Origin of the sequence: Cryobacterium sp. TMS1-20-1, assembly GCF_004402355.1 — a bacterium.
In the GTDB taxonomy this organism is placed as follows: domain Bacteria; phylum Actinomycetota; class Actinomycetes; order Actinomycetales; family Microbacteriaceae; genus Cryobacterium; species Cryobacterium levicorallinum.
In genome coordinates this window covers 67,672-88,049 of the sequence record NZ_SOGF01000054.1, presented here as the reverse complement: position 1 = coordinate 88,049, position 20,378 = coordinate 67,672, and the positions used below count along the sequence as shown (strand labels likewise).

General features: G+C 66.9%; 19 protein-coding genes. 11 read left to right on the top strand and 8 right to left on the bottom strand.

Translation table 11 applies throughout. The features are described 5' to 3' along the window. The first annotated feature begins 30 nt into the window (after positions 1–30). Complete coding sequence (locus E3O45_RS12900; protein WP_134443757.1) at positions 31–252, top strand: hypothetical protein; 222 nt, start codon at positions 31–33, stop codon at positions 250–252. 3 nt (positions 253–255) lie between these two features. Further along, complete coding sequence (locus E3O45_RS12895; RefSeq protein ID WP_134443756.1) at positions 256–1,095, top strand: alpha/beta fold hydrolase; 840 nt, start codon at positions 256–258, stop codon at positions 1,093–1,095. Position 1,096: 1 nt separating this feature from the next. On the opposite strand, the gene E3O45_RS12890 is transcribed toward E3O45_RS12895, so the two are convergent. Together E3O45_RS12890 and E3O45_RS12885 are read right to left on the bottom strand one after the other, a co-directional pair. Continuing rightward, a complete protein-coding gene (locus tag E3O45_RS12890) occupies positions 1,097–2,065 on the bottom strand; it encodes an SDR family oxidoreductase (RefSeq protein ID WP_134443755.1) in 969 nt (322 codons plus the stop codon). Between the two features lie 161 nt (positions 2,066–2,226). Then, positions 2,227–3,177 (bottom strand): nucleoside hydrolase, encoded by a 951-nt coding sequence (locus tag E3O45_RS12885; protein WP_134443754.1) that lies wholly within the window; start codon positions 3,175–3,177, stop codon positions 2,227–2,229. Between the two features lie 229 nt (positions 3,178–3,406). Between E3O45_RS12885 and E3O45_RS12880 the strand changes: the two genes are divergently transcribed. The 4 genes from E3O45_RS12880 to E3O45_RS12865 all read left to right on the top strand — a co-directional run bounded on the left by E3O45_RS12880 (position 3,407) and on the right by E3O45_RS12865 (position 6,170). Further along, on the top strand, positions 3,407–4,525 hold the full coding sequence (locus E3O45_RS12880; protein WP_092452338.1) for an adenosine deaminase: 1,119 nt from the start codon (positions 3,407–3,409) through the stop codon (positions 4,523–4,525). A gap of 45 nt (positions 4,526–4,570) precedes the next feature. After that, positions 4,571–5,008, top strand: a complete 438-nt coding sequence (locus E3O45_RS12875; protein ID WP_134443753.1) for a PTS sugar transporter subunit IIA — start codon at positions 4,571–4,573, stop codon at positions 5,006–5,008. Further along, a complete protein-coding gene (locus E3O45_RS12870; protein WP_134443752.1) occupies positions 5,005–5,280 on the top strand; it encodes a PTS sugar transporter subunit IIB in 276 nt (91 codons plus the stop codon). Before E3O45_RS12875 ends, E3O45_RS12870 begins: the two co-directional genes overlap by 4 nt. Before the next feature lie 197 nt (positions 5,281–5,477). Continuing rightward, on the top strand, positions 5,478–6,170 hold the full coding sequence (locus E3O45_RS12865; protein WP_134443751.1) for a DUF1345 domain-containing protein: 693 nt from the start codon (positions 5,478–5,480) through the stop codon (positions 6,168–6,170). Between the two features lie 170 nt (positions 6,171–6,340). On the opposite strand, the gene E3O45_RS12860 is transcribed toward E3O45_RS12865, so the two are convergent. Both E3O45_RS12860 and E3O45_RS12855 read right to left on the bottom strand, forming a co-directional pair. Next, positions 6,341–8,053 (bottom strand): phospho-sugar mutase, encoded by a 1,713-nt coding sequence (locus E3O45_RS12860; RefSeq protein ID WP_134443844.1) that lies wholly within the window; start codon positions 8,051–8,053, stop codon positions 6,341–6,343. A 329-nt stretch (positions 8,054–8,382) separates the two neighbouring features. Next, positions 8,383–9,216 (bottom strand): purine-nucleoside phosphorylase, encoded by an 834-nt coding sequence (locus E3O45_RS12855; protein WP_134443750.1) that lies wholly within the window; start codon positions 9,214–9,216, stop codon positions 8,383–8,385. Positions 9,217–9,398: 182 nt separating this feature from the next. On the opposite strand from E3O45_RS12855, the gene E3O45_RS12850 reads away from it, so the two are divergent. Continuing rightward, positions 9,399–10,835, top strand: a complete 1,437-nt coding sequence (locus E3O45_RS12850) for an NAD(P)H-quinone dehydrogenase (protein WP_134443749.1) — start codon at positions 9,399–9,401, stop codon at positions 10,833–10,835. Positions 10,836–11,119: 284 nt separating this feature from the next. Here E3O45_RS12850 and E3O45_RS12845 read toward each other — a convergent pair whose 3' ends face one another. Together E3O45_RS12845 and E3O45_RS12840 are read right to left on the bottom strand one after the other, a co-directional pair. Continuing rightward, a complete protein-coding gene (locus E3O45_RS12845) occupies positions 11,120–12,892 on the bottom strand; it encodes a biotin carboxylase N-terminal domain-containing protein (RefSeq protein ID WP_134443748.1) in 1,773 nt (590 codons plus the stop codon). Positions 12,893–12,977: 85 nt separating this feature from the next. After that, complete coding sequence (locus E3O45_RS12840) at positions 12,978–13,628, bottom strand: nucleoside triphosphate pyrophosphatase (RefSeq protein ID WP_134443747.1); 651 nt, start codon at positions 13,626–13,628, stop codon at positions 12,978–12,980. 84 nt (positions 13,629–13,712) lie between these two features. Between E3O45_RS12840 and E3O45_RS12835 the strand changes: the two genes are divergently transcribed. From E3O45_RS12835 to E3O45_RS12820, 4 genes are read left to right on the top strand one after another with little or no spacing between them, the layout of a single operon-like run. After that, the gene (locus E3O45_RS12835) at positions 13,713–15,029 is read left to right on the top strand and encodes a class I SAM-dependent RNA methyltransferase (protein WP_134443746.1); all 1,317 of its coding nucleotides are present in this window, start codon (positions 13,713–13,715) and stop codon (positions 15,027–15,029) included. Positions 15,030–15,068: 39 nt separating this feature from the next. Continuing rightward, positions 15,069–15,773 carry a response regulator transcription factor gene (locus tag E3O45_RS12830; RefSeq protein WP_134443745.1) on the top strand — a complete coding sequence of 235 codons (705 nt, stop codon included), beginning with the start codon at positions 15,069–15,071 and terminating at the stop codon, positions 15,771–15,773. Next, positions 15,766–17,157: a sensor histidine kinase gene (locus tag E3O45_RS12825; RefSeq protein ID WP_134443744.1), complete on the top strand. Its 1,392-nt coding sequence runs from the start codon at positions 15,766–15,768 to the stop codon at positions 17,155–17,157. Before E3O45_RS12830 ends, E3O45_RS12825 begins: the two co-directional genes overlap by 8 nt. Next, positions 17,157–18,194 (top strand): hypothetical protein, encoded by a 1,038-nt coding sequence (locus E3O45_RS12820; RefSeq protein WP_134443743.1) that lies wholly within the window; start codon positions 17,157–17,159, stop codon positions 18,192–18,194. The genes E3O45_RS12825 and E3O45_RS12820 overlap by 1 nt, the downstream gene beginning before the upstream one ends. A 335-nt stretch (positions 18,195–18,529) precedes the next feature. On the opposite strand, the gene E3O45_RS12815 is transcribed toward E3O45_RS12820, so the two are convergent. Beyond that, on the bottom strand, positions 18,530–18,760 hold the full coding sequence (locus E3O45_RS12815) for an acyl-CoA carboxylase subunit epsilon (protein ID WP_092452307.1): 231 nt from the start codon (positions 18,758–18,760) through the stop codon (positions 18,530–18,532). Continuing rightward, entirely contained in the window at positions 18,760–20,367 is a 1,608-nt protein-coding gene (locus tag E3O45_RS12810) for an acyl-CoA carboxylase subunit beta (RefSeq protein WP_134443742.1), read from the bottom strand. Before E3O45_RS12810 ends, E3O45_RS12815 begins: the two co-directional genes overlap by 1 nt. Positions 20,368–20,378: the final 11 nt, after the last annotated feature.

Below are 20,378 nucleotides of genomic sequence, written 5' to 3'. Positions count from 1 at the left end.
CCCAACTGCACACACGATCAGGAGGACAACATGGGATTCGTAGACGATGCCAAGGATGCACTCGATGCCACCGGCAAAAAGATCGGCCGGGCGGTTGATGACGCCAAGGACCGCGTCGAAGACCGGGTCGACGAGGCCAAGGCTGACGTCAAGGTGAAGAAGGCCGAGGGCGAGGTCAAGCACGCCGAGGCCGAGCGCAACGCCACCGAGGCCAAGAACGACTTCAAGGCCACGCTGCGCAACGATAATTAGCACATGACCTGGTGGGCGGAGCGGATGCGCCGAGCGCGTCGGTCCCGCCCACCGCTGTTGCACGTGGCAACGGATGCCGGTACCGGCCCGGTCGTCATTCTCGTGCACGGCATCGCGTCGTCCTCGATTACCTTCTACGAGGTGATCCCGCGGCTCACCCCGAATCATCGGGTGATCGCGGTGGACATTCTGGGCTTCGGGCAGTCGCCGGCACCGGACGGCTGCGAGTACCGGCTGGAGGATCATGTCGGGGCCCTGGCCGCGACCATCCGCTCAATGAAACTGCGCGAGCCGTTCGTGCTGGTCGGCCACTCCCTCGGCAGCCTGATCAGCACCCGCTACGCCGCGATGCAGCGGCAGGGCCCGGGGGCGAGCGTCTGGCGGAGGCTGACCGGCAGCGGCACGGTGTCGCGCGTGGTGCTGGTCGGGCCGCCGGTCTATGTGTCACCGAGCGATATCGGCGACCCACGAGTCAAAGCGCGAGTCAGCGCCTACCTGCGGGCCTACGATTTTCTGCGCGCCAATAAGGATTTCACACTCGCCAACGCGTCCATCATCACGCGGCTGCTCCCCAAGGGCATCTTTGAACTGACCGAGAAAACCTGGACGCCGTTCATCAAATCGATGGAGCACTGCATCGAATCGCAGACCGTGGTGAGCGATATCGCGAGCCTCGAGGTGCCGGTCGACGTGATCTACGGCGCGTTGGACGCGTTCATCGCGCAGGGCAGCATGACCATCATTGAGCGGATGCGCCACGTCACCATGCACCGGGTCGAGGCCAACGACCACATCATCCGCCGGCGCCTGGCCCGGGTGCTGGTGAACGTGATCGACAGCTGAGCTAGACGGCCGGGTAGGTCACTCCGGTGAGTTCCTCCGAGACCGACCAGAGGCGGCGGGCATCCGCTTCATCGAGGGAACGTTTGGGCAGCCTGGCGGGAGCCGGTGCGCCGGTGAGTTCACCGAACCCGCCAGGGCCGTAGTAACCGCCGCCGGCCGCCGCGGGATTCGTCGCCGCGTAGAGGGCGGGAAGAATGCCTTGATCGACCTGCTGCCACATCCAGCCGATGCGGTGTGAGGCTTCGTTGGCGGCGAGAAAGATGCGGGCCGAGGCCCCGTTGTGGGTGGGGCCGGAGATCTGCAGGTTCGTGACCGTTGCGCCCGGGTGCGCGGCGACGCTGCGCACGCCCCAGCTCCCGACGACGCTGCGCCGGTTGAGCTCGCGCGCGAACATGAGCGTGGCCAGTTTGGAGAGTCCGTAGGCGCGGTGCGCGCGGTAACGCAGACCCTGCAGGTCGGTGAAGTCGAGGCGGCCGCCGCGGGCGATGAGGCTCGACAGGCTCACGACTCTGCTGGTGCCGGCCGCCCGCAGCAGCGGAAGCAGATACGCGGTGAGCGCGAAGTGTCCGAGGTGGTTGGTGCCGAACTGCAGCTCGAAGCCGTCTTCGGTTTCGTCGCGCACCGGCGGCATCATGAGGCCAGCGTTGTTGAGCAGAATATCGATCGGGCGGCCCTCGTTCCTGAGCTCCTCACCGAATCCGGCGATACTCGAGAGCGACGCCAGATCGAGATGACGGATGCTGACGCTCGCCTCCGGGGCCTGCTCGTTCAGGAGTTTGACGGCCGCGGCGCCCTTCTCCTCGTTGCGCACGGCGAGAATGACCTCGGCGCCGGCCCGGGCGAGGCGGCCGGTCAGGCCGAAGCCGAGGCCGCTGTTAGCGCCCGTGACGACGGCCAGCTGGCCGTGCAGGTCGGGAACCTGGATGTCGGGAACGGGTTTGCTCGTGCTGGCCGGCGCGGTCTTGGTCATGGTGCTCCCGAGTAGTGGTGGTAATTCAGCCAACCCGTTCGTGCGGGGAAAGTCACGCGTCGGTCGCGAGCCCGGGCAGATTCACGGGTGGCCGCCCTCGCGCAGCATTCCGGGGCAGGTGCATCTCGGGAAGCGACGAGGGGGCATCCGTTCCCGGCCGCTTAACTTTGGGGCGGGTCGCCGATGCGCTCGAGGGCGTCGACGATGAGGGCCCAGAACTTCTCGTGGTTGAGGTCGACGGCCACCTGGGTGGTGCAGTCGGCCGGGGCCGGCGCACGAAAGTCGGCCACGGTCATACCGAGGGTGAGGGTGCCGGCCAATTCCACGTCGAGCGGAGCCTTGCGCACGGTGATGACACTCGGGTCGATCACGTAGGCGACCGCGCACGGGTCGTGCACCGGCGGGTAGTCGAAACCCTGGGCATCCTTGTAGGTTTCCGCGAAGAAGGCGAGCAGCTCGCCGACGAACCGGGCCGGCGCTGTGCCGACGGCGGCGATGCGGGTGACGATGTCGGGGGTGGCGAGGGCCTGGTGGGTGAGGTCCAGCCCGATCATGGTCAGCGGCCACGTTTCGTTGAACACGATGTGGGCAGCTTCGGGGTCGATGACGATGTTGAACTCGGCTGTGGCCGACCAGTTGCCCACGTGGTAGCCGCCGCCCATAAGCACGACCTGCTCGACCCGCTCGACGATGCGCGGCTCTTTGCGGGCGGCGAGGGCGATGTTGGTCAGCGCCCCGGTCGGCACGAGGGTGATTTCCCCGGGCTCGTGCGCCATCATCGTGTCGATGATGAGGTCGACGGCGTGCCGGGCGTCGAGCTGGAGGGTCGGTTCGGGCAGCACGGGGCCGTCGAGGCCTGACTCGCCGTGAATCGTCGGCGCCGTCTCGATCTTCCGCACCAGGGGCCGCGGGCAGCCGGCAGCAAACGGGACCCCGGTGATGCCGGCGACCCGGGCGACGGACAGGGCGTTGCGAGTGACCTTGGCGAGGGTCTGGTTGCCCATCACCGTGGTCACGGCGACAAGTTCGATGTTCGGATTGCCGTGTGCGAGCAGCAGCGCGATCGCATCGTCATGGCCGGGGTCGCAGTCGAGGATGATTTTGGTGGGCACAACTCAGGGTACGTGGTCTTCCCCTTTCCGGGCCCGGGCCCGGAAACCGGGACCATGGTAGATCATGGGCCCAGTTGCCGAAGGTGGGCCCGGCGTGCGCGGGCAGCGGCAGCGACGCGAGCCGGCGCATCCGCTCGCCGCATTTCTCATGGTCCGCCCAGAGCCGCTCCGATAAGCTGGGCGCGCGGCTGTAGTTCACACCCGCCCCCGTACCGAGGAGCTTGTTCGTATGACTTTGATCGAGGAATTCCTCATGCCCGGCGGCGGCACGAGCATCAACACCCTGCCCAAGGTTTCGCTGCACGACCACCTCGACGGCGGTCTGCGTCCGCAGTCCATCATCGAGCTGGCCGACTCCATCGGATTCGTGCTTCCCACAACGGATGCCGACGCGCTCGGCGAATGGTTCTCCGACCAGTCCAATGCCGGCTCGCTCGTGGAATACCTGAAGACCTTCGACGTCACGACCGCCGTCATGCAGACCCGCGAGGGCCTGACCCGGGTCGCCCGCGAATTCGTCGAAGACCTCGCCGATGACGGCGTCATCTACGGAGAGATCCGCTGGGCTCCCGAGCAGCACCTGGCTCGCGGCCTCACCCTGAACGAGGTCGTCGAGGCCGTGCAGGACGGCATCGAAGCCGGCATTGAGAACGTCGAGCAGTCGGGCCGCAGCATCCGCATCGGCCAGCTCATCACCGCCATGCGCCACGCGAACCGCGGCCTCGAGATCGCCGAACTCGCCGTGCGCTACCGCTTCGACGGCGTCGTCGGCTTCGACATCGCCGGCGCCGAGGCCGGCTTCCCGGCCGGCAACCACCGCGCGGCCTTCGACCTGCTGGCCCGCGAATTCATGCCGGTCACCGTGCATGCCGGCGAGGCCGACGGGCTTGACAGCATCCGCGGCGCCCTCTTCGACGGCCGTGCCCTGCGCCTTGGCCACGGCGTGCGCCTCGCCGAAGACGTCACGATCGAACGCCAGGACGACGACAACACCTTCGTCACCCTCGGACCGGTCGCCCAGTGGGTGCGCGACCGTGAGATCACGCTCGAACTCAGCCCCTCCTCGAATCTGCAGACCGGAGCGGTCGCCGCCTGGGGCGAAGAACTCTTCGACCACCCGTTCGACCTGCTGTACCAGCTCGGCTTCAAGGTCACCGTCAACACCGACAACCGACTCATGAGCGACACCACCCTGTCCCAGGAACTCGCCCTGCTCTCGGATGCCTTCGGCTACGACCTCGGCGACCTCGAGACCTTCCAGCTCAACGCTGCCCACGCTGCTTTCCTGCCGCTGGAAGACCGCGAAGAACTCGTCGAAGCCATCGAAGCGGGCTTCGGCGACGCCTAGCCCCGCCGGCCAACCAAGGACGACCCCGCATAACCGAAAGACACCATGCCACTCCCGCACCTCCCGCTTGACGCCATCACCATCGGCGCGCACGCTGACGACTGGACCGCGGCCATCACGGCCGCCGGCGACGCCCTCGTACGTTCCGGCGCCGCGACATCCGCTTATACCGATCGCATGATCGCGGTGATCCACGAATTCGGTGCCTACATCGTGATCGCGCCGGGGCTCGCCCTCGCGCATGCCCGTCCGGGAGCGGATGTTCTCACCGACGGACTCTGCGTCGTCACCCTGGCTGAGCCGGTCGCCTTCGGGCACCCGCACAACGACCCGGTTAGCGTGATCGTCGGACTGGCCGTGGCCGGCGCCGACGACCACCTCCAGTTCGTCGCCGAACTCGCCAACGTGTTCAATGACCCGGCGGTGATTCCGGCGCTGGCCGGCGCGACCACCGCGGAATTCGTGCAGAGCGTCTTCTCGTGAAGATCGTCGTGATGTGCGGCGTCGGCCTCGGCACCTCGGCCATTCTCAAGGTCAACGCCGAGCGCGCGCTCGAACGGCTTGAGATCGAGGCGAGCGTACAGGCAACGGATGTCGCCGGCGTGCGTTCCGCCGCGGCCGACGCCCAGGTTATCCTGACCTCCTCGGAGCTTGTCGACGCGATCGGCAAAACCAACGCCGATGTGATCGTCATCAACAACTACTTCGACGTCGACGAACTCGTCGCCAAGCTCGATATCGCGCTGGGCTCCTAGCCCCGCCGCGTTCCGGGCCGCGTTTCTTTCCGGGCCCGGGCCCGGAAAGTGGGCCCATGATAGATCATGGGCCCAGGACCGTAAGGTGGGCCCGGCGGCGAACGTGCCTAGCGGCACGCCGCGCGGCACATCGACGGCCTGGACGGCGACGCCTCGAGCAGTGGCCCGAGCGCCCGCGACGGGCCTATGCTCAGCGCATGAGCGACAGCGTAAAGCAGGGTGCACGGGCCGAACACCGCTGGCCGGCCGTACTGGGGTTGCTGGTTGCTCTCACGTTGTATGCCACCTTGCCGAGCACGTTCCTGCCCGGGCTGCGTTACACGGTCGTCGCGATCGGGCTCGCCATGCTGATCCCGCTCCTCGCCCTCAACCCCCACCGGCTGCATCGCGAAACCCGCTGGTCGAAATACCTCGCCACCGGCCAGGCGGTCTTGCTGGTCGCGGCCAACGAAGTCGCCCTCGTGCAACTCGTGATCCAGCTCACATCGGGCGGTAAGGATGACGGGCCGACACTGCTGCTCGCTGCCCTGCAGGTGTGGGTCACCAACGTTATCGCCTTCGCGCTGGTCTACTGGGAACTCGACCGCGGCGGCCCGGTCTCGAGGCATCATGCCGACCGGGCCGATTTTCCGCCGGCTGATTTTCGCTTTCCCCAGGACGAAGACCACGACGCCATCGAGGAGGTCGCCGCCAGGTCGTCGCAGCGCACCGGTTGGGTCGCTTCGTTCTTCGACTATGTCTACTTCTCGTTGTCGAACTCCATGGCGTTCAGCCCGACCGACACGATGCCGCTCTCGCTCCGGGCTAAAGCGCTCATGGGGATCGAGTCGTTCGGCGGCTTCGTGCTGCTGGCCCTCGTCATCGCCCGGGCGGTCTCCCTGCTCGGCTAGCTCCCCAACACCGACCGGGCCCGGGCCCGGTCGGTGGGCCCATGATAAATCACGGGCCCAGGGCCCTAGGGTGGGCCCGGCGAGCGGATGCCGCCACCGACTCGATCAGGTCCGCAACGAATGCCGCGGTGTGAATCGCAAGCACCTCACGACGAACCGCAGGCCAGAACCTACTCGATCAGCGCGCGCATTCCGCGGTCGAGCTCGTCGAGGGCGGCCTGCGCCGCGGCACGGCGCTCGACCAGGGTGCCGACCGTGCTTCGGGTGTCGATATACACCTTGAGCTTGGGTTCGGTACCGCTCGGGCGCACCATGACGCGCGATCCGTCGGTCAAACGGATGCGCAACACGTCACTCGGCGGCAGGTCACCCAGCCCCCACCGAAAGTCGTCGATCTCGTCGACGCGAATGCGCCCGACATGGGTCGGCGGGGATTCCCGCAGGCGCGTCATGACCAGGGCGATCGTGGAGACTTCGGAGACCCGCACCGAGATCTGCCCCGAGGCGTAGTGTCCGAACTTCTCACTGAACCGGTCAAGGTAGCCGGCGAGGGTCGTCCCTTCCGACTTGAGGTCGCTGACCAGCGAGAGCAGGGCGACCGCTGCCGAGATGCCGTCCTTGTCGCGCACGCTGTCCGGGTTGACCAGGTAGCCGAGCGCCTCTTCGAAACCGTAGACCAGACCCGGCACCCGGGACACCCATTTGAACCCGGTGAGGGTTTCGACGAAACGCAGGCCGTAGGCATCCGCTACCGCGTGCAGAGCCGGCGATGACACGATTGAGCAGGCGAGCGCGCCCGGGTTTGAGGCGTCAGCAGTAGCCAGGGCTGCGGCGCGCCAGCCCAGAATCGCTCCGACCTCGTTGCCGCTGAGCCGGCGATAACCGCTCGCGCTTGAGAGGTCGGGAATGGCGACGGCAAGCCGGTCGGCGTCGGGATCGTTGGCAATAATGAGCTCGGCGCTCACCTCACGCGCAGTCTCGTAGGCGAGGTCCATCGCGCCGGGCTCTTCAGGGTTCGGAAAGGCGACGGTGGGAAAGGCCGCGTCGGGCGCGATCTGCGCGTCAACCAGGGTCGGCAGGTCAAAACCGGATTTTTCGAGCACGCGACGGGTGGTGTCCCAACCGACGCCGTGCATGGCGGTGTACACCGCATTCACCTGCGCCCGCGGTGTGTGGGCGATGCTGGCCGTTTCGGCGATGTAGGCCTGGACAACGGTTTCTTCGGCGGTCTCGTAGCTGGCGCGCGGCAGGTGCGGCACGTGCTCGTCGGCAGCGACGCGCAGAATCTCGTCCGAGATGGCCTTGTCGTCGGGGGAGACGATCTGAGCGCCATTGTTCACCCCGCCCAGGTACACCTTGTAACCGTTGTCGTTCGGCGGGTTGTGCGAGGCCGTTACCATCACGCCGCAGCTTGCGTCGAGATGCCGCACGGCGAAGGCGAGCACGGGCGTGGGCAGCAGACGCGGCAAGAGGATGGCGCGCACCCCCGCGCCCGCCATCAGCGCCGCCGTGTCGGTCGCGAAGACGTGTGAGTTTTTGCGTCCGTCGTAGCCGATGACGACTGACGGGGTCACCCCGGGCGCAGCGTGTCGCAGCAGGTAAGTGGCCAGGCCAGCGGCGGCCTGCGAGACGAGCACGCGGTTCATGCGGTTCGGTCCGGCGGAAATCTCACCGCGCAGCCCGGCCGTGCCGAAGGCCAGCCGGGTATCGAACCGGGAATGCAGATTGGACAGCGCTGCGGTGTCGCCGTCGCCGACGGCATTGATGAGAGCGCGCAACTGTGCCTGCGTCTCCGGATCTGGGTCCTGGTTGAGCCAGGCCCGCGCGGCCTGTAACAGCGTCGCGGTGCGGTCGGTCGGGGTCTCCGGGGTCTCGTGGGCCACCGGCGCGGTCGCTAGGTCGTCGATCTCAGCGCCATCGTCGGTCGTGATGGTCTGAATGGCAACCGTCGCTTGCACGGTGTCATCGTCGTTGTCCGGCACAATGGTCCGAATTGCGACGGTCGGTTCTGAGCCGGCATCGTCGCTGTCCTGCACGATCGGGAGGGCGCGGGTGGGAGTCGCGGTCTCGTCGGCCGGGTCGGCGTCGGTGACGTGCGGGGAAGCCGGCGTGCGTGGCGGGGTGACTTCGACAGTCGCATCCGCTGGCGGGCCTGAGTGCCGACCGCCACTACGTTCGACCGGCTGCTCGACGTTGTCGCGATCCGGGCCGCTCACAGCGCTGCCACGATCCGCGCGAGGAGCGCACTGATCACAGGCTCGGCCAGAGCACCGGCCTCGATAACCTCGCCATGGCTGAGCGGGGTCGACTGAATGCCGGCGGCGAGGTTGGTAATGAGCGAAAGACCCAGCACCTCCATGCCGGCCTGCCGAGCGGCGATGGCCTCAAGCGCGGTCGACATTCCCACGATGTGGCCGCCGATCGCCTTGGCCATCTGTACCTCGGCGGGGGTCTCGTAGTGCGGCCCGCGAAACTGGCAGTACACGCCCTCATCGAGGGAAGGGTCGATACCGCGCGCGACATTGCGCAGCCGCTTCGAGTACAAATCGGTCAGGTCAACGAAGTTCGCGCCCTCGATCGGCGAATCGAAGGTCAGGTTGATGTGGTCGCTGATCAACACCGGAGTTCCCGGCTTCCACGATTCACGGATGCCGCCGGCCCCGTTGGTCAGGATCATCGTCGTCGCTCCGGTGGCCGCTGCCGTGCGCACACTGTGCACGACCCGGCGCACGCCGTGACCCTCGTAGTAGTGCGTGCGTGCGCCGATCACGAGCGCGCGCTTGCCGCCGGGCAGCAGAATCGAGCGCAGGGTGCCGGCGTGGCCGGCCAGCGCGGGGGCGCTGAACCCGGTGATGTCGGCGGCGGCCACTGTGTGCGTGGTCTCGCCGATGAGGTCGGCCGCCTTGGCCCAGCCGCTGCCGAGCGTCAGGGCGATGTCGTGCCGGGGCACTCCCGTGATGCCGGCGATCTCCGCTGCGGCCGACCGAGCTGCCTCAAACGGGTCAGTTTCGGGCAGGTCTAACGGGTTGATCTCGTTCGTAAACATTTCACTACTCTAGAACCCCCGCCAACCAGGCGGAGATTTTGCGCGAATTCTGCTCATCGGCGCGCCGAACCGGCACTCTGGCGACAATACGGCTCGAATTGGGCCGATTTGGCGGACGATCCGCGCGCCGCGAACATACCCACGGTTTGGCGGGGGGTGCGCGGGCCACGAGAATGGACTACATGGCCTATGAGTTCGAACGCAAGCAACGCATCGCAGTATTAGGTGGAGGGCCCGGCGGATACGAAGCGGCCATCGCCGGAGCACAGCAGGGTGCCGATGTCACCCTCATCGAAAGCGTCGGTGTCGGCGGCTCCGCCGTGATAACGGATGTTGTCCCCTCCAAATCCCTCATCGCCACCGCCGAGGCGTCCAACTCCATCGGAGAAGCTACCGACCTCGGTGTGCAGTTCTTCGTGCGCGGCGAAACCGGCAAGCCCACGCGCCCCGAAGTCGCCATCAACCTGGCCGCAGTGAACAAGCGCCTCCTCGCGCTGGCGCGCCAGCAGTCCGAAGATATGAAGGCCACGCTCATTCGCGCCGGTGTGCGCTACGTGCAGGGCCACGGACGGCTCGACGGCACCACCGGCATCATCGTCGCCACTTCCGGCGACTCGACCGCGACCGACTTCGACCGCATCGACGCCGACACCCTCGTCGTCTCCGTCGGGGCCAGCCCGCGCGTGTTGTCCTCTGCACTTCCCGACGGCGAGCACATTCTCACCTGGACCCAGCTCTACAACCTCAAGGCGATCCCCGAACACCTCATCGTCGTCGGCTCCGGCGTTACCGGCGCCGAGTTCGCCTCCGCCTACCGTGCCCTCGGCGCGAAGGTCACCCTAATCTCCAGCCGCGACCAGGTGCTGCCCGGGGAAGACGCCGACGCCGCCAACGTGATTGAGAACGTGTTCAAGCGCAATGGTATGACCGTGCTCTCCAAGTCGCGTGCTTCCTCGGTGGAACGCACCAAGACCGGTGTCGTCGCTACCCTCGAAGACGGACGCACGGTCGAAGGCAGCCACTGCCTCATCGCCGTCGGGTCGATTCCGAACACCGCCAATATCGGCCTCGAGCAGGCCGGCGTGCAGATCACCGAGTCCGGGCACATCCAGACCAACCGGGTCGCCCGCACCTCCATTCCGAACATCTACGCGGCCGGGGACTGCACGACCGAGCTCCCGCTGGCATCCGTTGCCTCGATGATGGGCCGCACCGCGGTGTTCCACGCCATGGGCGACACCGTCAACCCGATCGAGATTCGCAACGTCGCCGCGAACATCTTCACGCAGCCGGAAATCGCGACGGTCGGCTACACCCAGAAGCAGATCGAAGACGGACTCGCCCAGGGCGATATTTACAAGTTGCCGCTTGCCGTGAACCCGAGGGCCAAAATGATGGGAATCAAGGACGGTTTCGTCAAGATCTTCGCCCGCACCGGCAGCGGAACCGTCATCGGTGGCGTGATCGTCGCCCCCAAGGCGAGCGAGCTCATCTTCCCGCTGGCTCTCGCGGTCGAGCACCGACTCACGGTTGACGAGGTCGCTCGCACGTTCCCGGTCTACCCCTCGCTCACCGGTTCCATAACGGATGCCGCGCGCGCCATGCACGTCGTCCGGTAGCCCCGAAATCCCCGCGCAGTTCTCGGGGTAGCCCGCGTTCTCGACGCCCTGCCCCTGCTTGTGTGGACGGGGTTGGGGTTCGGCGGTAGGCCGCGGAAACCGGGTCATCCGCTCCTCGCTCAGACATCGCGGGTGCGTGGGAAGGGTCCGAATGCTTTTCTCGGATCCCTTCCTGAAAACCGGCATTGTTGGAGCTGAGGAGCGGTTGTCTTGTCCCCAACCCCGCCGGCAAAATCATGCGAAAGTCTGGTGTGCTGCCAGCCAATCGACGGGTGTCGAGCGGGCTACGCGGCGTCGGAGACGGTCAGCAGAACCGAACCGGAGGAGACCGTCGTGCCGACGACGGCGGCCAGGTTGCCCACGGTGCCGTCGCGGTGGGCGACGAGCGGCTGCTCCATTTTCATGGCCTCGAGCACGAGCAGCAGGTCGCCCTTGACGACAATGTCGCCCTCGGCGACCAGTAGCTTGACGATGGTCGCCTGCATCGGTGCCTTCACGGCATCTCCGGTGGCGGTATCGACGGTGTGCAGACCGCCGCGACGCTTGGGGGCCGGGCCCACCGAGCGCGCGCTCGCGCCGCCGGGCAGCAGACGCGTCGGCAGGGTCACCTCGATGCGGCGTCCGTCCACCTCGACGACGATGCTGTGGCGTTTCTGCGGTCCGACGGCGTCTTCCATGCTGCCGGTCCACGGTTCGATGTCGTTGTCGAACTCGGTCTCGATCCAGCGGGTGAAGACGCTGAACGGCTTGCCGTCGGTCGGAGCGAAGGCCGGGTCGCGCACGACCTTGCGGTGAAAGGGCAGCACGGTCGGCAGGCCGGCAACCTCGAACTCGTCGAGGGCGCGGCGCGAACGCTCCAGGGCTTCTTCGCGGGTCGCGCCGGTGACGATGAGCTTGGCGATCAGGGAATCGAAGGATCCGCTGATCACATCGCCGGACTGCACGCCGGTGTCGACGCGCACGCCCGGGCCGCCCGCGGGCTTGAACACGTGAATCGGGCCGGGCGCGGGCAGGAAGCCGCGGCCGGCATCCTCTCCGTTAATGCGGAATTCAAACGAGTGAGCGGATGCGACGGGGTCACCGTAGGTGAGCTCGCCGCCCTCAGCGAGGCGGAACTGTTCGCGCACGAGGTCGATGCCGGTGACCTCTTCGGAGACGGTGTGTTCGACCTGCAGGCGGGTGTTGACCTCGAGGAACGAGACGGTGCCGTCCTGGCCGATGAGAAACTCGCAGGTGCCGGCGCCGAGGTAGCCGACCTCTTTGAGGATGGCCTTGGACGCACGATACATCTCGGTCGTCTGTGCCTCGGTCAGGAAGGGCGCCGGCGCCTCTTCGACGAGCTTCTGATGGCGGCGCTGCAGCGAGCAGTCGCGGGTCGACACGACGACGACGTTGCCGTGCTGGTCGGCCAGGCACTGCGTTTCGACGTGGCGGGGGGAGTCGAGGTACTTCTCGACGAAGCATTCGCCTCGACCGAAGGCCGTGATGGCCTCGCGGGTGGCGGAGTCGAACATCTCGGCGACCTCCTCGCGGGTGCGGGCGACCTTGAGGCCGCGGCCGCCGCCACCGAACGCGGCCTTGATCGCGACGGGCAGACCGTGCACGTCGACGAAGGCGAGTACCTCGGCGGCATCGGTGCAGGGGTTCAGGGTGCCGGGCGCCATCGGCGCGTTGACCTTTTCGGCGATCTTGCGGGCGGAAACCTTGTCGCCGAGCTGCTCGATCGCCTCGGGCGACGGCCCGATCCAGATCAGTCCGGCGCCGATCACGGCGCGGGCGAAGTCAGCGTTCTCGGCCAGAAAGCCGTAGCCGGGGTGCACGGCGTCAGCGCCGCTCCGGCGGGCGATCGACAGAATCTTGTCGATGACCAGGTAAGTTTCAGCGCCGCTGGTGCCGTCGAGACCGTACGCCTCGTCGGCGAGACGGGCGTGCAGGGAATCGCGATCCTGGTCGGCGTAGACGGCAACAGAGAGAATTCCACTGTCTTTCGCGGCACGGATGACCCGAACGGCGATCTCGCCTCGGTTGGCGATGAGGACCTTCGTTATGAGTGACACAATCACTTAGCCTATTGCCCGCCGCCGCATCCCTTTTGGTTCTGTCCCACAAAAAGACCCGGCAGATTCTTGCGGATGCCTACAACTAGAGTGCTCCGGGGCGATTCCACAGGGTCGGCCACTCGTGTCCGAGGGCGCGCACCAGCCGCCGCATCGTCGGTAGCGACAGCCCCACCACGGTCGACGGATCCCCGACGATGCTCGTAATAAAGGGAGCACCGAGACTGTCGATCGTGAAGGCCCCCGCCACGAACAATGGCTCCCCAGTGGCGATATAGGCGTCGAGCTCGGCGTCGTCGAGGTCGTCGGCGAAGGTCACCTCGGCCACCGCGACCGCGCCGATCGCCGGCCCGGGCCGGCCATCAGCGACCTCGATCAGCCAGTGCCCGGAATACAGCGTTCCGGTGCGCCCGCGCTGGCGCTCCCAGCGTTCCCGCGCCGCTTCGGCGGTATGCGGCTTGCCGTAGATGACCTCGTCCAGCACGAACACCGAATCGCCGCCCAGCAGCAGCCCGTTCAACGGCTCCGCTGGCAGAACGGATGCCGCCGCCTCAGCTTTCGCCCGCGCCAGCAGCAGCACGAGATCCCGCGGCGCGAGCGCGGCTCCGGCGGCAGCCTCGGTCTCGGCGACGACTCGTGCTTCGTCGACGTCAGGGTTGATCAGCACCGGTTCGATGCCGGCCGCCCGGAGCAGGGCCAGCCGGGCCGGAGAGGTGGAGGCCAGATAGAGGCGCATGCTTGTCCTTCGCAGTTTCGGTGACTCCATTCAATCAGGCTCGATCGAGCACGAGAGGAAGGGGGGGTGTGGGATCATCAAGGAATGAGCAATTCGAGTCACCAGCCCCAGGCCGCCGCCAGCCCCCCCTCCGAAACGGTCGGCAGCGAGCTCGAGCTTGACATCACCAACGTCGCGCACGGCGGAATCTTCATCGCCCGCCATGAGGGTCGCGTCATTTTCGTCAGCGACACCCTGCCCGGTGAACGGGTGCGCGCGCGCCTTACCGAGGCCAACCACAAGAGCTTCTGGCGGGCTGAGACGGTCGCCGTGCTCGACGCCGCCCCGGAACGCCAGCCGCACATCTGGAGCGCAGCATCCGTTGATCGCGCCCCCGAAGACCGCGCGGGCGGTGCCGAATTCGGGCACATTGAGCTCGGATTTCAGCGCGAACTCAAACGCCAGGTGCTCGCCGACGCGCTGACGCGCATGGCCGGGATCGACAGCGACGTGGTCGTCGAACCGGTCGCGGTCAGCGCCAAGGCCAGCCCCGGCGACGCGATGGACGGCACCGGATGGCGCACCCGGGTGAGCCTGCACGTGGCCGCCGACGGCACCATCGGCCCGTACGCTGCCCGGAGCCACCGCGTGATCCCGGTCGACGATCTGCCGCTCGCCGAACACGAACTCGAGCTGCGCGCCCCGCTCGACACCCTGTTCCACAACGCCGCGAAGGTTGACCTGGTCGCACCGAGCAAGGGCGATGTGCAGGTGCTCGTCTCGGCCAAGGATTCCAACGGCAAGCCCAAGCGGGTGCCGCACGGTCTGATTCACGAGGTTGTCGACGGCCGCGAGTTTGAACTCGACCGGTCCGGGTTCTGGCAGGTGCACTCCATGGCCGCCGACACGCTTTACCACGCGGTGCAGAACATCATCGACCCCGATCAGTTCGACCCGCGCGCCTCCAACCTCGACCTCTACGGCGGTGTCGGCCTGCTCGCCGCGGCCGTCGGCGACAAGTTCGGCGCGTCGACCCGCATCACGTCGGTCGAAAGTGACCCGGAAGCGGTCACCTTTGCCGCCCGCAACCTCAAGGAATGGGCGGGCGCCACCGCCGAGGCCGACCGCGTCGACCGCTATCTGCAGCGTCTGCTACGCGAGGCGGATGCCGCGGAGCGCGCCCGCCTCGCCGCCGCCACCGTCGTGCTCGACCCGCCGCGCGCCGGCGCCGGCACCGCCGTCGTCGATCAGCTGGTGGCCCTGGCCCCCCGGCAAATCGTCTACGTGGCCTGCGACCCGGTGGCCCTGGCCCGCGACGTTGCGCTGTTCCAGAAGCAGGGATACCAGCTGCGCACCCTCCGAGCCTTCGACCTGTTCCCCAATACCCATCATGTTGAGGCCGTCGCACTGCTCAGCAAATAGCTATCCTTAAGACGAGCCAACGAGAAGGACAGCGACACAGTGAGTCACGCACTACCTGATCCCACCCCACGCACCCCCGAGCAGTCCGTTCGCGTCGGTATCGTCGACGACCACGAATCGGTGCGACTGGGCTTGCAGGCCGCCTGCGAAAACTCCGGCTACGAGGTGCTGTTCGCCGCCGCGACCGCTCAGGCCCTTGTGGATGGCCTCGCCGGACGAGCGTGCGACGTGATTGTGCTCGACCTCTCGCTCGGCGACGGTTCGCTCGTGACCGACAATGTGCACCTCGTCGCGAGCACCGGCTCGGCCGTGCTCGTGCACAGCATCGCCGACCGGGTTGCCTCGGTGCGTGAGGCACTCGCCGCCGGCGCCGCCGGAGTCATCCCCAAGTCCTCGCCGACCACCACGGTCATGGCCGCCTTGGCATCCGTTGCCCGGGGCGACGTGCTCAACAACCTCGAGTGGGCCACCGCGATCGACGCCGACCGCGACTTCGCCAAGGCTCAGCTCGGTCGCCGTGAACGCGACGTTCTGCACCTGTACGCCTCGGGCCTGCCACTGAAGATGGTTGCCCTGCAGCTCGGCATCGCGCACTCCACGGCGCGGGAATACCTGGACCGAATCCGGGTGAAGTACGTCGAGGTCGGCCGCCCAGCGCCGACCAAGGTCGACCTGCTGCGCCGCGCCGTCGAAGACGGAATCCTGCCAGGACTCGACGCCTCCGACGGTGACCGCGGTGTCTAAACGGGCCGCCCGCCCGGGCGCCCTGGTGTCAACCGATACGGCCGCGTTCGGCGCGGTCAATCCGGCCGACTTCCCGGACGACCTGTTCGGACAGCCCCGGCACCCGCGCAATCCGATCAGTCACTCCCAGATCGAGATCGCCCTGTCCCGTTCGGTGGCGGGTGTCGCGGTGGTCTTCGCTCTCCAGACGCTGCCGCTTATGCTCGGACAGCTGGAAAGTCGCAAGCCCGGTTCCGCCGTGCCCATCGGGATCGCCCTGGGCCTGTCAATTCTGGTGTTCGTGGTCGCAACGCTGGTTCGGCGCGGCATCCGCACAACGGCCGGCATTATCGCGGCCGTCTACCTCATCGCCCTCATCGTCTGGCCGCTCGTCATGCGCGACCCCACGGCCGTTCTCGACAGCAAACCGTGGCTCTGGTACTTGTGCACCGTCGCGACCTCGTGCGCGGCGATCGCGTTTCCGCTGCTCTGGGCCATCATTTACACAGTCGTCACGCCCGTCGTCTTTGGACTCGTGCGGGTGTTGCCCTCGGGCGGTGCGGCCGAAAACCTGCTCGCCGCCCTCGACACCTGCTACGCCATGCTGCTCGGCGGTGTCGTGCTCATCATCATCTACGTGCTCCGCGACGCGACCGACAAGGTCGACACCGCCCAGTCCAATGCCCTGGCAAAATACGCCGTGGCGGTGCGCCACCACGCTACCGAGATGGAACGCGTCGAGGTCGACTCGATCGTGCACGACAGCGTTCTCGCGACTCTGCTCTCGGCCGCCGGTGTGCGCAATGCCAAGGGAGCCGAGCTGGCCGCGGCGATGGCTCGCAGCGCCATCATCCGCTTGCAGGAGGCCAATGGCGAACGAACCCTCGACGATGCAACGACCGACGTGAGCCGTCTGGTCGACCGCCTTCGTGGCGCCGCTTTGAACAACGGCGCTTTCACCGTCGCCGAGCGGGGGATCGACGGCCTGAGCATTCCGGAGTTCGTCGCCGAGGCCCTGTACGCGGCGAGCGTGCAAGCCATGGTCAACAGCGTGCAGCACGCCGGCCCAGCGCAAATGCGCAGCCTGATGATCTGCGGCAACGGTCAAAGCGGATGCCGCATCGAGATCAGCGACACCGGCTGCGGCTTTGATCCGACCAGCGTGGCCAGTGCCCGGCTCGGCGTGCGAGTCTCTATTCGCGACCGGATCGCCAGCGTGGGTGGCGTCGCCGTGGTGAACTCAAGTCCCGGCCAGGGCACGACCGTGGTCATCAGCTGGCCGCGGGCTGAGGTCTCCGCCGACAGCGAAACGGATGGGGGCAGCGACGCGGGGCTTCGCATGGCGCCCGCATCGGTCGAGTATGCCGTCACCAGTCTCGACGCCGACCGGGCGGGTGATCGCTGATGACCAGCGTTGTCGGGGTGTCGCGCACGCTCATCCTCGTCGTAGCGGCTCTGTTCTCGGGCTATCACGTGATTCTCGGGCTGTATTCGATCCAAGAGCCGGCGTCGTCGGTGCCGATCCTGGTCGCCATGGGCCTGTATGTGGGGGCGACAACGGCGAGCCTGTGGCCGAGCAGCCCGATGCGCATGTCGTTGCCGCTGGCGCTGTTCAACGTCGCGGTCAGCGTGGCACTCCCACTGATCGTGGGCAGCCAGCTCGATGGCTCTTCGGGTAATCTCGGCTACGCCACCTGGTACGTCGCCGCCATCGGCACGCTGATGACCATCACTGCCACCCGCAAGCGTCCCCAACTGGCCCTGCTGGGTGTGGCCGTGCTCGTCATCCACAGTGTGATCTGGGCCGGAGTCGGCGAACTCGGGGGACTGGGCGTCATCGGAAGCGTGGTCTGGGTGGTCGCAGCCGCGGTGCTCTCCCGTGCCCTGGTCAAGGCCAGCCGGGATGCCCGCCAGTATGCCCGAGCCGAGCGCGAGGCGAGCGGATGGCACGCAGCCCAAGAGGCTCACCTCTACGAGCGCCAGGTGCGTCTCACTCAGACCATGCGCCTTGCCATGCCGATGCTGCGACGCATCAGCGAGAGCAACGGTGAGCTGACCGCAGAGGAACAGCAGGAATGCCGGTTTCTCGAAGCGGCCATTCGCGATGAGATCCGCGGCCGCCGCCTGCTCAACCACGCGGTGCGGGAACAGGTCATGGCTGCCCGGCGTCGCGGAGCCAGCGTCACGCTCCTCGACGAGGGCGGTATCGACGATCTGGGCGGTGGGGCCCTCGACGACGTGCTGGGCACCCTCGCCCTCGCCCTCGAGCAGACGAGCGCCGACAAGATTATTGTGCGTACCGCGGCTGACAGCGCGACCGTCGCGGTGACCGTGGTGGGGCTGTCGAGCCCCGACCCGGCGGTGAGTGCCCTCGGGCCGGACTCTGCGGGTGACGATGAGGTCAACCTGTGGCTGGAAATCCCCCGTCAGATCACGCCCTAATCACCCTGCTCCCTGTTCGGGACCCTGGGTACGCGAAAGGGGACCAGCCGAAGCTGGTCCCCTACCGTTTATTCGAGAAAGGACGACAACCCGAATGCCATCCGTTCTCGCCCCCAACACATTCGCTCGCTTACCCTAGTCAGCGAATGATTGGTGGTGAAACTCCAAGAGTTCCACCGAGCAATCCCAGTATGCACTATTCTTCAAATTCCCGCTGTCGGCATTTAGGAGGACAGACGCGAGGTTGGTTCCACTCCGTCCGGGCCCACCTTGTGAACCGGGGCCCAGTTTCTAAACTGACCCCATTCACGAAGAAGGTGGGGCGCCGGAGGGGGTCAGCCGGCGAAGCCGCGCCAGCGGCCGGCGCCGGGGTGCACGGGCTGGCGGATGGCGCGCTGGCCCTGCTGCCAGGCGCTCCGGTGCTGTACGGGAGCTGCCCGACGCTCGTCGGATTCCTCCCGCAACAGCCCACGGATGATGGCGCTCACCGCCGACACCTCGACGTCGCTGACGTGTCCGGTGACGAAAATGAGCTCCGAGGGATCGAACTCTGAGGGCTTGGGCATTAGAGGGGGATGTTTCCGTGCTTCTTCGCGGGCAGGGTGGCCCGCTTGGTACGCAGGGCGCGCAGGGCCTTGACGACCGACACGCGGGTGGCGGCGGGCTCGATGATGCCGTCGAGCTCCCCGCGCTCCGCGGCCAGAAAAGGGCTCGCCACATTGTAGGTGTACTCGTTGGCCAGGCGGGTGCGCACGGCGGCGACGTCTTCGCCGGCCTGCTCGGCCGCCTTGATCTCAGCGCGGTAGAGAATGTTCACGGCGCCTTGGCCGCCCATGACGGCGATCTCCGCGGTCGGCCAGGCCAGGTTGGTGTCGGCACCGAGCTGCTTGGACCCCATCACGATGTACGCGCCGCCGTAGGCCTTGCGCAGAATGACGGTGACGAGCGGCACGGTGGCTTCGGCGTAGGCGTAGAGCAACTTCGCCCCGCGACGGATGATGCCGGTCCATTCCTGGTCGGTGCCCGGTAGAAAACCGGGCACGTCGACCAGGGTGAGGATGGGAATGGAGAACGCATCGCAGAACCGCACAAAGCGGGAGGCCTTCTCACCGGCCTCGATGTTCAGCGTGCCGGCCATGGCGTTGGGTTGGTTGGCGACGATGCCGATCGAGCGGCCCTCGACCCTGGCGAAGCCCACGACGATGTTCGGAGCGTACAGCGGCTGCGTCTCGAGAAACTCACCGCGGTCCACGATGTGCTCGATGACCGTTTTCACGTCGTAGGGCTGGTTGGGGGAGTCGGGGACGATCGTGTTGAGTCGACGGTCAGCATCCGTTGTCTCAAGCTCCACCTCGTTGTCGAACACCGGCAGCTCGGCCAGGTTGTTGTCGGGCAGGTAGCTCAGCAGTGCGCGGGCAAAGTCGAGCGCGTCGGGCTCATCGCTCGCAAGGTAGTGCGATACCCCGGAGACCTTGTTGTGGGTGAGGGCGCCGCCGAGCTCCTCCATGCCGACGTCTTCACCGGTGACGGTTTTGATCACGTCGGGGCCGGTGACGAACATCTGGCTGGTCTTGTCGACCATGATCACGAAGTCGGTCAGCGCCGGAGAGTAGACCGCGCCGCCGGCAGCCGGGCCGCAGATGATCGAGATCTGCGGGATGACGCCGGAGGCGGCCGTGTTGCGGCGAAAGATTTCGCCGTACTTGCCGAGGGCCACAACGCCCTCCTGAATGCGCGCTCCGCCGGAGTCGAGAATGCCGATGATCGGCACCCCGGTCTTCAGTGCGAGGTCCATCACCTTGATGATCTTCTCGCCGGCGACCTCGCCGAGCGAACCGCCAAAGATGGTGAAGTCCTGGGAGTACACGGCCACCTGGCGGCCGTGAATCGTGCCGGTGCCGGTGACGACGGCGTCGCCATAGGGACGCTTCTTTTCCATGCCGAAGGCCACGGTGCGGTGCCGCACGAACTCGTCGAGCTCTACGAAGGAACCCTGGTCGAGCAGCAGGTCGACGCGCTCGCGGGCGGTCATCTTGCCCTTGGCGTGCTGCTTCTCGATGGCGGTGGCCCCGCTGGCGGTCACAGCCTCGTGATAGCGCAGCTTGAGGTCGGCGAGTTTTCCCGCCGTCGTATACAGGTCGGGTGCCGCGGCGGGCGTCTTGTCAGTCACCATTTCACTCTACC